We start from the raw sequence: 13,197 nt of genomic DNA, 5'->3' as shown, positions 1-13,197 counted from the left end.
CTTATTCCTCCTCTACCCCGGGCAGGGGTTCCATTCTCAGGTCCTCGGTTCTTTCCTTTTCACCCGGCAGAATCAATGCGTTGCCCACAAGTTCGTGAACGCCGATGACATCGACTTCAGGCACCCAGTATTCACACATGGTGGGGAGGGCTGCCCTGTCGATTGCGCAGATGGTAGCTAAAGAGTTAACCCCGAATTTTTCATGAACATATTTAACGGCATTGGCCCGGGGAAGGGCACCGGCCATTCTCAGTTCAATGTTTTCACCGGCATTGAGTCCGGCACCGGAACCGCAGCAGAATGTCTGCTCTCTGATGGTGTTGGGAGGCATTTCATAAAACTCGTCTGCGCATGCCTTGATAACATACCTGGGTTCTTCCAGCAGTCCCATGCCGCGGGCAGGGTTACAGGAGTCGTGGAAGGTCAAGATACGGTTGGCATTGCGGCTCTTATCGAGTTCCAGCTTGCCGTGTTTAATCAAATCAGCCGTAAATTCGGTGATATGAACCATCTTGGTGGATGCGGCATTTTCAAACCGGGTGCCTGTGATGGGGTTCACCGGCACTTCAAGGAAGTCGGCAGGGCCGTTCATGGTATCCATGTACTGGTTGATGACCCGCCACATGTGACCGCATTCCCCGCCCAGAATCCACTTGACGCCCAGACGTTTTGCTTCGGCGTACATTTTGGCGTTGAGCCGTTTCATGGTTTCGTGGGAGGTAAAGAACCCGAAGTTGCCGCCTTCGGACGCGTAGGTTGACCAGGTGACATCCAGTCCGTATTTTTCTTTGAGATATTTGAACAAGATCATATAACCCTGACAGGTATACGTACCGGGATCGGCAAATACGTCGCCTGACGGGGTGATAAAAAGAATGTCCGCGCCTTTTTTCTGGAACTGAGGCGTACAGTCAACGCCTGTGACATCTTCAATGTCTTCAACAAAGAATTCCAGCATGTCTTTGAAGGCATGGGGCTGGATGCCCAGATGGTTACCGGTCTGGTAACAGTTGGAAACCGGTGTGGCAATCCAGTCAATATTCAGCCCGATCAGGTTGAGCAGCTCACGGCCTATGATGGTAATTTCGGCCGTATCAATGCCGTAGGGACAGAACACTGAACATCGCCGGCATTCGGTACATTGAAAAAAGTAGTACCACATCTCCTTGAGGGCTTCCAGGCTCAATTCCCTGGAACCTAACAGACGTTTACCCCCCGGGATTTTTTTCAGGATCTTGCCGGCAAAGGTGAAGTCATTACGGTAAATAGACCGCAGCAACTCAGCCCGCAGTACCGGCATGTTTTTGGGATCGCCGGTGCCTAAAAAGAAATGGCATTTATCTGCACAGGCGCCACAACGCACACAGATATCCATAAATACTTTAAAGGTACGGAAACGCTCCAGCCGTTCTTTGATTCCCTCGTGCAGGATCTGTTGCCAGTTTTCCGGCAATTTCCAGTCATCATCCAGGGGATTCCATTGCCTGGCATTGGGGAGGCCCAGTGTTTGAACACTTTCCGGTTTGGCTGCATAGCAGTACATGCCGGGCCGGATTTGAACAGATTTGGTAGTATCCAGCCAGTTGCTGGGCTCGGAGCTAGACCGGGGACGATAGTCAATTTTGTCTAATGCTTCATCCGGTGTAAGTTCGTCAGCCATCTATCACTCCTTTTTATCCACCGGCAGGCCGGCTTCAATCATTTTGTCTCTGAAGTGGTCCTCATACTGTTCATACGTATGGATGGGCACATCATAGTTCCAGGGGTTAATATGCCGTTTGGCCCGGGTATTGTTGGCCATGTTCCGGGTGGGGCTCAAAAAGATGCCGCCCATGTGCATCAATTTGCTCATGGGGAAATAGGCAAACAGAATGCTCACAAGGAAAAGATGGCCGTAGAACAGCCCGCCGACTTCTTCAGGAATATGGGGATGGAATGTAGCCAATCCCATGGTCAGTTCCTTGATGCCGATGATGTCCACTTTCGTGAAATAGCGCATGGCAATGCCGGTGGCGGCAATGCCGATGATCAGGAACAAGGGGAAATAATCAGCAGCCTGGGAGATGTAGTTGACTTTTGCATCAAAAACTCTGCGGCTTAAGAGAAAGAGCGCTGCCAGCAACAGGACGGGTCCGGAAACAAACAGCCCGGGGAGACCAACCTGAATAATGCCGTCCAGATATTCTATTAACTTAATGCATCCGGGAACAGGCGCCGTGAAAAATCTTAAGTGCCTGAGAAGAACCACCAGGAATGCGTAATGGAATGCAAGCGCGCCTACCCATAGAAAAATTTCCCAGGAGTAGGAGAGTTTGTTGGATGCATGCCGGTTGAACGCCGCTTTTGTGTTTCTGAACAATGACCTGAAAGCAAAAATTTCCAGGAGCATTCTTACAAAAACGCCGGTAGATGTGTTCGGGTTGTCAATGGTGTTCTGTTTAATCCATGGCAATGATTTCTGCTGGCCGCAGGTTGTAGGAATCCTAAACGGCACGGCAGACGCTGCCCAATCCTTAACCTTGATCACAAAGCCAATCAGGAATACGGCAACTGCCAGGTACGGAATCAGTACACCAAAGACCACCTGAAGCCCGAGTCCCTCAACCCCTGTGTAAGCCAACAGGAAGAGCAGAAAGACAGCAGTAAGGGGGATCAAGTACCTTTGATTCATGTTATAACCACCTCATTATTTTATGTATGACCCGCCATTATCGCGTCATACATGTTAAGATTGTTTGGAGCCTAAGAGGTCCTCCTCTGACAGCTCCGCTACTAAACCTGCCCTTTCAAAGGCCTTATGGATGCGTCGTTTGCTCTCCGTTGCCTTTAAAAGGAAAATATCCTCTCTACATTTCATGTACCGGTTGAAAGCAGCCAGGGCTATTTCGTCCACCAGGCGATAAAAATCTAGTATATCTGCCTTTTCAATGATGCTTTCACCGATTTCTTTTAATGCAAATACAAAACTTACGGCATTTGCAGGGTCGAATGCCTGAACCGCACGAATGCGAATGACCGGGTCCAGGGCTTTTTCAAGACCTTCCCTGCTGAAATTCTCTGTAATAAGTTCTAAAACATCTTCAAGGGTTTCCCGGGTGACGGCCCCAATAGGATTGTCAAAACGATCGGATTTTTTACCCAAAATTCTTGCAGATTCTTCAGGATAGGTATTGATGGTGGCATGAAACCAGCTGTCCAGCAGTTGATTCCGGTTTTTTTCTATAGTCTGTTTCAATGTGTAGTAATCTTTAATTTACAATATTTATAAAATGTCAACGGGTTAATTTGCGCAATTGTTAGAAGGATATAAACTTCCCCCAATTTTATGTCAAGGGTAAACCTGCTTTGGTTTCCGAATGAAAGTTGCTGTGTTTAGGGCTTTCGTTTTGTTCGTGGGACAACATTGTTTCTGATGATTTTTCCTTGGGAAAAAATTGGGTCAAATATTTATTTTTGCGTGAGAATAGTGTATTCACTACTTCTATCACCTTTATATCTAATGCTGCCGGTAAGGTGTCTCCCGGTATCAGAACAAGTTTCGCAAGCGCAAGAAAGGATAAAAATGAAAAGACTTCTGTTTCTGTTGATTTGTTTTATTGGTACAAGTACCTGTGCTGCAGCCCAAAACCTTTCCGGGCTCGACGGATGGGGCGTTTCACTGGGATATGGTCAAAGTGTGGACAACATTGATATTTATCGCGCAGGGCTTTTAAAACAGTGGAATGTAAAATGGATTGAGAGCAAAACCGGTCATGTAGACGGTTACTTTGAACTGTCCTATAACCGCTGGGAAAACGGCGGTGAGGAGGTTAATGCAGTTGCATTGTCTCCGGTTTTTCAATATGTCTTTCATGTGGAAAATGCAACCTGGTACCCGTATATAGAGGCGGGGATCGGCCTTGCCTATCTGGACGATTATACAATTAATAACAGAGAGCTGTCCTCAAATTTTCAGTTTGAAGACAGGGTGGGGGTCGGTGTCAGAATTAAAAATGTGGATATCAGTTTTCGCTACATGCATTATTCCAACGCCGGGTTAAAAGAGCCTAACGACGGCATTGATATCCTCATCGGAACCCTGGCCTGGTACTTTTAAGCTGTTTTCTGAAATACAGAACCAAGCTTTTTCCAAGCACCGGGTTAAGCAGGCGGTCAATTTGGGTTGTCAGCGCGGGTTTTTTCATTAGGTCCCATACCAGAAGCTTGTGGTAGAGATTTACGGCAAGCGAATCCGTGCGGGTTGGTCCCACAAGGCATTTGAGCCACCAATAGGGGCTGTGGATGCTGTGGGCATAGTGACACCCCAGATATTTGGGGCCTTTGTTCCGAATTTTTTCAATAATCTCTTTTTTGCTGTAGATTCTTACATGACCCATGTTGGCGTTGTAATATTCATCCGACAGCTGCCAGCAGATCCATTCGGGCCAGGCCCGGGGAACACTTATTGCTATCATTTTACCCGGTTTGACAATTCGGATCAGTTCTGAAACAGCCTTTTCGTCATCCGGGATATGTTCCAGAACTTCTGAGCAGATCACCACATCAAAACTGTTATCCTTAAAAGGCAGTGCCGTGATGTCCATGGCGGACAACTCCCACTCTCTGCAGGACAAGTCATTGATTTCTTCATGAAATTTAAGTTTGCTTTTGGTGGCGATAAGGTTGTTGAATCCAAAATCCGCACCAATACAGATCACATCGGATTCACGGCAGGCCCTGACTGTGTGGCGTCCCTCTCCGCACCCGATATCCAGAACCCGATTGCCGGGGGCAATGTCCAACCGTTTAAAGTCCATGGTAATCATTGATCACCTCCCGGTATACCTGGGCCGTGCGCATGGCGCATTTTTCCCAGGTAAATTCAGTTGTTACCCGTTCATAGCCCCGGCAGGCCAGGTTTTCACGCTGATTTTCATCGTCAAGCAGTTCAATGATGGCCTTTTCAAGTGCCTTGGCATCCCCGGGGGGCACAAGTTTGGCCGCATCCCCGGCCACTTCGGGCAACGCACCGCCGGTTGTGGAGATCACCGGTACCCGGCAGGCCATGGCCTCTCCAACCGGCAGACCAAACCCTTCGTACATGGAAGGCACCACCGCAATCTGGGCTTTGGCATACTCCCGGACAAACCGCTGGTGATCAATGCGGCCGGTAAAGTCGATATGGCGACCAAGATCAAGTTTTTTAACCAGCTTTTCGATGCCGCCGTTTTTTTTGGGGGTCCCGATGACGGTCAAGGAGACATTTTTGTTTCTTAGTACCCCTTTAAGTGCGTAAAGAAGGTGGTACAAGCCTTTTAGGGGCATATCCGCACTGTTGGTGACGATCAGGCGACCGGTTTCTTTTTTTACATGATCCAGGGGGAAAAAATTATCCAGATCAATACCGATGGGAATCGTTTTAAGTCTTGACGCCGGGATGTTAAATTCTTTGGCAATATCTGTTTTGGAACTGTCGGATACCGTGATAATGGACGGTATTTTTCGGGCAACACGTTTCTGCATGCCGATAAAAGAATACCAGCGAAGGGCTTTAAGCTTTTTATAAAAAGACCTGGTGGCTTTGACCGTAAGTTTCCGGTCCACGGTTATGGGGTGATGGATGGTGGCGGTTACGGGCAAGTCCCGGGCAAGGGACAACATACCATAGGAAAGGCTTTGGTTGTCATGGATAATGTCATAACTTTTTGTCCGGCCCTTCATGTAGCGTTTCACCCGCATACCGAATGTCATGGGTTCGGGGTATCCCATGCTGCAAACGTCAAGCCATTCAATGAGGTTGACAGGGTCTTTGAGTTCCTCAATGCCTGGCGTACGGAACAGATTCTCAGGGTTGTACAAATCCAGGGTGTCGAGCATGGTCAGGTTGACACCAGCATTGACTAAAGGGTCCGGGGGGCCGGCAATGACCTCCACCCGGTGGCCAAGATCGGACAACGCATGGCTTAAATGACGAATATAAACACCCTGTCCCCCGCAATGGGGGTTGGACCGGTAAGAAATCAATCCAATGCGTAGGCCTGTTCTATAAAATGGTTTCATGGAAGGGATCTTAGATGGTACGCCCGGCTGGAATCGAACCAGCGATCTTCAGCTTCGGAGGCTGACGTGCTATCCACTGCACTACGGGCGCGCAAAGTTACGGGGCTGTTATATCATATTAGTTAATAAAATCCATATCAAATTTTTCCTTAGCCTCGCCTGCCACATAAAGGGAACCTGCAATGCATATGGCATCGTCATTACAACTCTTTGAAATTGCGTATGATACAGCTTCCTTTACGTCGTCGATAATCTGTGGTTCCCCTTTGAAAATTTTTTTGATTGATGCGGCCAGCACCGCGGGTTCAATGCTGCGATTGATCTTGGCTTTGGTAACAATAACCCGCTGGGCCCTGGGCAAAAGTTGGGACAACATGGCTTCATAGGGTTTGTCATCCAGGATGCCGATGACAAGAGTCAGCTTTTTATCTCCTAAAGTCCGGTTGAGGTATTTGCCCAGCAGAACAGATGCCTTGAGATTGTGGGCCCCGTCCAGGATGACCAAGGGCTGATCCATGATTTTTTCAAGACGTCCCGGCCAATAAACCCGGTCAAGACCTTTTTGAACCAGTTTTTGGGACAATTGATATCGTGGATCAGTTTTTTTGTTTTCTTCAAAAATAAGTTCAACGGCAGCCAGGGCCAAAGAGAGATTCTCCCGCTGGTGTTCTCCGGGTAACGGTTTGGTCAGGCCTCTAAAATTTTGATAGAGTCCTTTGTAATTATATGTTGGCCGGCCAGGGGTTTTGCGGATGGAAAAGTCCTTTTTAAATCGGTAAAGGGCGGACCCCCGGTCTTTTGCAATCTTAGTCAGTCTGTCTATTCCCGATGGCTGGGATACGGCCGTAACTACGGGCACCCTTGGTTTTATGATGCCGCCTTTTTCCCGGGCCAGGTCCCTGATGGTATGTCCAAGGTAGTCGGTGTGTTCAATGGAAAGGTTGGTGATAACACTGACCTTTGGCGTAATAATGTTGGTGGCGTCGAATCTGCCGCCCATGCCGGTTTCAATGACCGCCCATTCCACTTGTTCTTTGGCAAAATGGTAAAATGACATGGCCGTGACAATTTCAAAAAAAGTAGCCCGGCGTAATCCATTGTCTGCAGCGTTCACTGCTTTGTACGCGCTGACCACATCTGCATCGCTTATCTGTTGCCCGTTTATGCAGATCCGCTCGTTAAATCGGACCAGGTGGGGGCTTGTATAGATACCCGTTTTAAATCCTGCAGCACCAAGGATTGACGCAATGCAGGTAGCCGTTGACCCCTTGCCGTTGGTTCCGGCCACATGGACCATATTGTAGTTATTCTGGGGGGTGTTGAGTTGTGAAAGGATGTTTGAAATGGTATCCAACTCAAGCTTGATACCGAACCGGCCCAGTTTGTAAATTTTTTCCAGGCACAGCTTATATGCGGGGGGTGTCATGAAAGATGTCCACAAAAAAACCCGGCATATCAGTCACTTTGACATGCCGGGTTATTTTTAATGCTTAGCTACGTCTTCTGCGTGATCTTGAGGCGGCAATTCTTTGTCTTCTCATTGCCTCTCTCATCTTACGTCTTCTGTACTGACAAGGTTTTTCGAAATGTTTCTTTACCTTGAGACGTTTGAACAGCCCATCATTCTGGATTTTTTTCTTCAGAATACGCAACGCTTTTTCAACGTCATTATCAATAACTGTGACAGTAATTTCTTTCAAGCAGCATCGCCCCTTTCAATATAAATTTAAATATAGCAGTCATGGATTGATGTGGTTCCTTGAAATTAGAACTTAACCCATAACAAAATATGAAAGTGATTTAAAAGTTTATTGTGACTTTCACATAAATATTTATAAAGGGGACTTTTAACAAATTGAATACGTTAAGGCAAGTAAAAAATGAGTGGTGTGAATATATAACCCGGACGCGCTGTTGGGGTACGTCCGGGTTATATAGTGTTTTACAGCTTGGAGATCAATTCTGCTGTTACGTCGGGCAGTGCCTGCTCGCCGTTCAGGGTGACGTATTTGAAATCCGCATCGGGCAGATCTCTAAAGTAGTAAGAAGATGCCAGGGTACCGGTGTCGGTATCATAGTAGATGGAGTGGCGTTTGTCGATGGCAGCCTCGTCCTGGTCATCGGCACGGGTGCTCAGTGCACCGCCGCATACCCGGCATTTATCTCCGTCAGGCTTGATGGCGTCGATGAAAATATTGTTGGGATGGTTGTTGTCATTTTCGCATAGCCGTCTGCCCATAATTCTGTTTTTGGCAATTTCACGATCCAGAAGCATTTCGATAACGTAGTCAAGTTTGATGCCCTGTTCGTTGAGTGCGGCATGAAGTTTTTCGGACTGCACTTTATTTCTTGGGAAACCGTCGAGCAGCCAGCCGTTTTTACAGTCGTCCTTTTTGATACGGTCGATCATCATGGGGATAGTGATATCATCAGGCACCAGATCGCCTGCGTCGATATACGCCTTGGCTTTTTTGCCAAGTTCGGTACCACCCTTGATGTTGTCGCGGAAAATCGCACCGGATTCAACATGGGCAATGTTGTATTTGTCTTTCAGGATTTTTCCCTGGGTGCCTTTGCCGCTGCCGTTGGGGCCGAAAAATAAAATGTTCATCTTCACTCCTTGAGATTGGTTTATATTCATGTCCTGTCGGGACACGTCCGACATAGTAAAAATTTGTGATAATTTAATAATGAAAGAACGAATTACGCCTATGGCGTTCTTTCATGGTCTGGTGCAGGGCGTTCTTGTTATGAAAAAATTAAGATCTGCCCATCACTGTATCAGCAAATCTTAATATAGGACTGCCCTTTTTTTGTCAAGGTATTGCAGCCTTCCTTTATGTGCTGTATATGCTTTGATTTTCTTCCAATGAACCGGAAAAAATGTATTAAAAAGCCGGCACAAGCTTGCCAAATTAAAATGGCATAAGACCTTGAATGTACCCCGGCAAATTGATATTAAAGGGGGAATTCTTAATTCGGACAATTCGGTGTAAACGTAAAATAATTTATCCACATATAAAATAAGGGGTGAAAAAATGACGGAACTGATTGATGTCAGGGCAAGGGAAATTATTGATTCAAGAGGGAATCCTACGGTTGAAGTGGATGTCACCCTGGCCTGCGGCGCACAGGGGCGGGCTGCCGTACCTTCCGGAGCCTCAACGGGTACAAGGGAGGCGCTTGAGCTTCGTGACAAGGCTGAAAACCGTTTTATGGGCAAGGGTGTTCTCAATGCCGTAGCTAATGTCAACGAAGTCCTGGCACCGGAGATCATCGGTTATGATGCCATGGATCAGGCCGGACTGGACCGGACCATGATCGACATTGACGGAACCGAAAACAAATCACGGCTGGGTGCCAACGCTATTTTGGGCGTCTCCATGGCCGCCGCAAGGGCTGCAGCCGCAGCCAACGGGATTCCGTTGTACCGCCATATCGGCGGCATCAATGCACGGATTATGCCTGTTCCCATGATGAATATCATCAACGGCGGTGCACATGCCGCCAATAACCTGGATATCCAGGAATTTATGATTCTTCCCTTTGGGGCAGCAAATATAACTGAAGCGGTCCGCATGGGCGCCGAAACCTTTCATAATCTAAAAAAGATACTGAAAGGCAAGGGGCTATCTACGGGCGTAGGTGACGAAGGCGGATTTGCTCCGGACCTTGGGTCCAATGAAGAGGCCATTGAAAACATTATTACCGCCATTGAAGCTGCCGGTTATCGTCCAGGCAAGGATATCGGTATCGGCCTGGATGCTGCAGCCAGCGAGTTCTACAAAGACGGCAAGTATGTATTTGCTTCTGAAAATAGGGAACTTTCCCCTGCTGAACTCATTGACTATTATGAAAGCCTGATTGACAAATATCCTCTGGTTTCCATTGAAGACGGTCTGGCGGAAGGGGACTGGGATAACTGGGAAATCATGACCCAGCGTCTGGGCAACCGGATTCAGATTGTGGGCGATGATGTATTTGTTACAAATCCGGATATTTTTAAAGAAGGTATTGCACGGGGTGTGGGCAATTCCATTCTGATTAAGCTGAACCAGATCGGCACTGTGACCGAAACCCTTGATACCATCCAGATGGCCAAGGACTCGGGATATACCACCGTGGTGTCCCACAGATCCGGTGAAACCGAAGACAGTTTTATTGCCGACCTTGCCGTGGGCGTAAATTCAGGACAGATAAAAACCGGATCCATGTCACGAAGTGACCGTGTTGCAAAATACAATCAACTGATCCGCATAGAAGAGGAACTGGCTGAATGCGCGGTTTTTCCGGAAGATCTGTTTGTTTTGAAATAATGTTTTTTTCATTTGTCAGGTAAGCAAAAGGTGAGACGTTTATTTTTATGAATGCCTCACCTTTATGATTAAAAAAGTGTGGGAGTAAGTATTGGATGGCTGAGATAACTAAATATATTTTTGTAACAGGCGGGGTGTTATCATCATTGGGCAAGGGACTGGCGTCGGCGGCCATTGGTATGCTTCTGGAAAGCCGGGGGCTGACCGTAACCATCCAGAAACTGGATCCCTACATAAACGTCGACCCTGGAACCATGAACCCCTTCCAGCATGGTGAAGTGTTTGTCACCGACGACGGTGCGGAGACCGATCTTGACCTGGGGCATTATGAACGGTTTACCAATGCCAAACTTGGTAAGAACAACAATTTTACAACAGGAAAAATTTATGACCAGGTAATCACCAAAGAACGCCGGGGCGAGTACCTGGGAGGGACCGTTCAGGTAATCCCCCATATTACGGATGAGATTAAAAGGGCCATCTGCCTGGTTTCCAATAACACCGATGTGGTGATTGTTGAAATCGGCGGCACCATCGGGGACATTGAATCCCTTCCCTTTCTTGAGGCCATCCGCCAGTTCAAGGCCGATGCCGGCCCTTCCAACGTGATTTACATTCACCTGACCCTGGTGCCCTATATTAAAACCGCCTGTGAAGTAAAAACCAAACCCACCCAGCATAGCGTCAAGGAGCTTCGCAGCATCGGTATCCAGCCGGATATTCTTTTGTGCCGTACGGAGAGCCTTTTGACCCAGGATATTAAAAACAAAATTGCCCTGTTCTGCAATGTAGGCCCTGAAGCCGTATTCACTGCCAAGGATGTGGACTGCATTTATGATGTGCCCATTGTTTACAATGAAGAAGGCCTGGGGGACATGATTCTCAAAAAATTGAACATATGGGCGAGGGCACCGCGCATTGAAGGCTGGCGGGAAATGGTGGAGCGTCTGAAAAATCCCAGGTATCATGTCACCATCGCCATTGTAGGCAAATATGTGGACTTGACCGAGAGTTATAAAAGCCTGAACGAGGCACTGACCCACGGCGGTATCTCCAATGACACCAAGGTAAATCTGCAATTTGTGGATTCCTCCACCCTGACAAAGGAGAATGTGGATGGTGTGCTGTCCAAGGTCGATGGTGTTTTGGTTCCGGGCGGGTTTGGTTCCCGGGGGATTGAAGGAAAGATTCTTGCTGCCGGGTATGCCCGTAAGAATAAAGTGCCTTTTTTCGGTATTTGTCTGGGCATGCAGATGGCCGTGATTGATATTGCACGCAATCTTGCAGGGCTCGAAGATGCCAACAGCGAGGAGTTTGATGCCGACACGCCCTATCCGGTGATCTACCTGATGAAAGAGTGGGTGGATGAACAGACCGGTAAAGTGGAGAAACGGGATGAATCCTCGGATAAAGGCGGTACCATGCGCTTAGGTGCCTATCCCTGTCTTCTGGTTGAAGACACCTTTGCCATGAATGCCTACAAGACTGAAAATATCTCCGAGCGGCATCGCCACAGGTTTGAGTTCAATAATGAATACAAGGATAAACTGGTGGAATCCGGACTTGTTATTTCAGGAACATCTCCGGATCATGATCTAGTGGAAATTGTGGAACTTAAAGATCACCCGTGGTTTCTGGGCTGCCAGTTTCATCCGGAATTCAAGTCCAAACCCATGGTTCCCCATCCACTTTTTAAAGCATTTATCAGGGCTGCCCTGAAAAATAAAAAATGAGTGAAGAATTCATTACCATCACCGGCGCGGACGCTATCCGTCTTGAGGGATGTTTAAACCGTCAGGAAACCCAAAAAGCTGTGGTACTGTCCCACCCCCATCCCCTTTATGGCGGAAATATGGATGTGCCGGTCATATGCCGGATGGCTGAGTGCTTTCAATCTGCCGGAATTGCTACCCTGCGTTTTAATTTTAGGGGGGCCGGGGGCAGTTCCGGGGCATTCGACAATGGCCGGGGCGAACAGGATGATGTCAGAAGCTGTTTGGCTTTTTTATCCGGCCAGGGCTATGATCAGCTTTTCCTTGCCGGTTACTCCTTTGGCGCATGGGTAAATGCCCATGTCGTAAGTGCCGGTGTTGATGTCTGTGATCATATAATGATCTCGCCGCCGGCAGCCTTGTTGAGTTTTGACCAGGTGGAACATATGCCTAATACAGGACTGATTGTTACGGGTGAAAATGATGATTTGGCCCCTGATTTTCTGGTGCATGATCTTCTATCTAAATGGAAAATTTCCCCCCGGGTAGAGGTCCTTTCCGATGTGGATCATTTTTATGTCGGGGCCCTGGATAAGTTGGGTGGTGTTTTTTCAGACTACCTGCGGTCCTGACTCTTTGATGCATTGGGGAAACGAAAATTGGACCGGATTGACAAGAAAATCCTGAACATTCTCCAGGAAAACGGGAGAATTACCAATGCCAAGTTGTCCCGGATGGTGGGGATTTCAGCACCTGCCACCCTGGAACGGGTCAAGCGCCTTGAAGCAGCCGGTGTGATCTCCCATTTCACGGCGGTGGTGGATCCGGAAAAGGTCGGATTACCCATCATGGTTATTGTCAGCATTACACTGAGCTTGAGTAAGTTGTCTTCGGTGCCTTTGATCAAGGAAAAATTTGCGGAACTTGATGAGGTTGTGGAGTGCTACCAGATTGCCGGTGCCCATGATTTTATTCTTAAAGTTGTTGCAAAGGACATTAAGGCCTATGCAGAATTCATGAACCAAAAATTGACCCAAATACAGGGCATCCAGAGCATCCAGTCCTCAATTGTCATTGACAGCCTCAAGGATAAAAAAATTTTTGTCCTTGAGGCCGGGGATGACAGTTAG

The 13,197-nt window shown here is 47.7% G+C and carries 13 protein-coding genes and 1 tRNA gene; 5 read left to right on the top strand and 9 right to left on the bottom strand.

Going from position 1 to position 13,197, the window contains the following annotated elements; all coding sequences use genetic code 11:
• Position 1: 1 nt before the first annotated feature.
• The 3 genes from dsrK to B147_RS0110010 are packed head-to-tail and all read right to left on the bottom strand — an operon-like array spanning position 2 to position 3,235.
• The gene (gene dsrK / locus B147_RS0110020; RefSeq protein WP_020587069.1) at positions 2-1,660 is read right to left on the bottom strand and encodes a sulfate reduction electron transfer complex DsrMKJOP subunit DsrK; all 1,659 of its coding nucleotides are present in this window, start codon (positions 1,658-1,660) and stop codon (positions 2-4) included.
• A gap of 3 nt (positions 1,661-1,663) precedes the next feature.
• Positions 1,664-2,671: a sulfate reduction electron transfer complex DsrMKJOP subunit DsrM gene (gene dsrM / locus B147_RS0110015; protein WP_020587068.1), complete on the bottom strand. Its 1,008-nt coding sequence runs from the start codon at positions 2,669-2,671 to the stop codon at positions 1,664-1,666.
• Between the two features lie 54 nt (positions 2,672-2,725).
• Positions 2,726-3,235, bottom strand: coding sequence for an RsbRD N-terminal domain-containing protein (locus tag B147_RS0110010; RefSeq protein ID WP_020587067.1), 510 nt, complete (start codon positions 3,233-3,235; stop codon positions 2,726-2,728).
• A gap of 327 nt (positions 3,236-3,562) precedes the next feature.
• Between B147_RS0110010 and B147_RS0110005 the strand changes: the two genes are divergently transcribed.
• Positions 3,563-4,096: an acyloxyacyl hydrolase gene (locus B147_RS0110005; RefSeq protein ID WP_020587066.1), complete on the top strand. Its 534-nt coding sequence runs from the start codon at positions 3,563-3,565 to the stop codon at positions 4,094-4,096.
• Here B147_RS0110005 and B147_RS0110000 read toward each other — a convergent pair.
• From B147_RS0110000 to B147_RS0109975, 6 genes are all read right to left on the bottom strand, one after another.
• Positions 4,068-4,805, bottom strand: coding sequence for a class I SAM-dependent methyltransferase (locus B147_RS0110000; RefSeq protein WP_020587065.1), 738 nt, complete (start codon positions 4,803-4,805; stop codon positions 4,068-4,070). The genes B147_RS0110005 and B147_RS0110000 overlap by 29 nt on opposite strands.
• Positions 4,786-6,039 (bottom strand): glycosyltransferase family 4 protein, encoded by a 1,254-nt coding sequence (locus B147_RS0109995; protein WP_020587064.1) that lies wholly within the window; start codon positions 6,037-6,039, stop codon positions 4,786-4,788. The genes B147_RS0110000 and B147_RS0109995 overlap by 20 nt, the downstream gene beginning before the upstream one ends.
• 15 nt (positions 6,040-6,054) lie before the next feature.
• Positions 6,055-6,130, bottom strand: a tRNA-Arg gene (locus B147_RS0109990).
• 27 nt (positions 6,131-6,157) lie between these two features.
• A complete protein-coding gene (locus B147_RS0109985) occupies positions 6,158-7,465 on the bottom strand; it encodes a bifunctional folylpolyglutamate synthase/dihydrofolate synthase (protein WP_020587063.1) in 1,308 nt (435 codons plus the stop codon).
• Between the two features lie 64 nt (positions 7,466-7,529).
• The gene (gene rpsU, locus B147_RS31150) at positions 7,530-7,739 is read right to left on the bottom strand and encodes a 30S ribosomal protein S21 (protein WP_085931433.1); all 210 of its coding nucleotides are present in this window, start codon (positions 7,737-7,739) and stop codon (positions 7,530-7,532) included.
• 242 nt (positions 7,740-7,981) lie between these two features.
• On the bottom strand, positions 7,982-8,650 hold the full coding sequence (locus B147_RS0109975; RefSeq protein WP_020587061.1) for an adenylate kinase: 669 nt from the start codon (positions 8,648-8,650) through the stop codon (positions 7,982-7,984).
• A 427-nt stretch (positions 8,651-9,077) separates the two neighbouring features.
• Here B147_RS0109975 and eno point away from each other — a divergent pair, with 427 nt between their 5' ends.
• The 4 genes from eno (at position 9,078) to B147_RS0109955 (ending at position 13,197) form a co-directional block, all read left to right on the top strand.
• Complete coding sequence (gene eno, locus B147_RS0109970) at positions 9,078-10,355, top strand: phosphopyruvate hydratase (protein WP_020587060.1); 1,278 nt, start codon at positions 9,078-9,080, stop codon at positions 10,353-10,355.
• A gap of 95 nt (positions 10,356-10,450) precedes the next feature.
• On the top strand, positions 10,451-12,088 hold the full coding sequence (locus tag B147_RS0109965) for a CTP synthase (protein ID WP_020587059.1): 1,638 nt from the start codon (positions 10,451-10,453) through the stop codon (positions 12,086-12,088).
• On the top strand, positions 12,085-12,699 hold the full coding sequence (locus B147_RS0109960; protein WP_020587058.1) for an alpha/beta hydrolase: 615 nt from the start codon (positions 12,085-12,087) through the stop codon (positions 12,697-12,699). Before B147_RS0109965 ends, B147_RS0109960 begins: the two co-directional genes overlap by 4 nt.
• Before the next feature lie 27 nt (positions 12,700-12,726).
• A complete protein-coding gene (locus tag B147_RS0109955; RefSeq protein WP_020587057.1) occupies positions 12,727-13,197 on the top strand; it encodes an Lrp/AsnC family transcriptional regulator in 471 nt (156 codons plus the stop codon).

The sequence above is a fragment of the Desulfobacter curvatus DSM 3379 genome (assembly GCF_000373985.1).
Taxonomy (GTDB): domain Bacteria; phylum Desulfobacterota; class Desulfobacteria; order Desulfobacterales; family Desulfobacteraceae; genus Desulfobacter; species Desulfobacter curvatus.
This window is presented reverse-complemented; position numbering and strand designations above follow the sequence as displayed.

Excerpts from the sequence above, each read along its gene's own strand:
- dsrK (WP_020587069.1), bottom strand. The coding sequence starts at position 1,660 with ATGGCTGACGAACTTACACCGGATGAAGCATTAGACAAAATTGACTAT.
- dsrM (WP_020587068.1), bottom strand. The coding sequence starts at position 2,671 with ATGAATCAAAGGTACTTGATCCCCCTTACTGCTGTCTTTCTGCTCTTC.
- B147_RS0110005 (WP_020587066.1), top strand. The coding sequence starts at position 3,563 with ATGAAAAGACTTCTGTTTCTGTTGATTTGTTTTATTGGTACAAGTACC.
- B147_RS0110000 (WP_020587065.1), bottom strand. The coding sequence starts at position 4,805 with ATGATTACCATGGACTTTAAACGGTTGGACATTGCCCCCGGCAATCGG.
- B147_RS0109995 (WP_020587064.1), bottom strand. The coding sequence starts at position 6,039 with ATGAAACCATTTTATAGAACAGGCCTACGCATTGGATTGATTTCTTAC.
- B147_RS0109985 (WP_020587063.1), bottom strand. The coding sequence starts at position 7,465 with ATGACACCCCCCGCATATAAGCTGTGCCTGGAAAAAATTTACAAACTG.
- B147_RS0109975 (WP_020587061.1), bottom strand. The coding sequence starts at position 8,650 with ATGAACATTTTATTTTTCGGCCCCAACGGCAGCGGCAAAGGCACCCAG.
- eno (WP_020587060.1), top strand. The coding sequence starts at position 9,078 with ATGACGGAACTGATTGATGTCAGGGCAAGGGAAATTATTGATTCAAGA.
- B147_RS0109965 (WP_020587059.1), top strand. The coding sequence starts at position 10,451 with ATGGCTGAGATAACTAAATATATTTTTGTAACAGGCGGGGTGTTATCA.
- B147_RS0109960 (WP_020587058.1), top strand. The coding sequence starts at position 12,085 with ATGAGTGAAGAATTCATTACCATCACCGGCGCGGACGCTATCCGTCTT.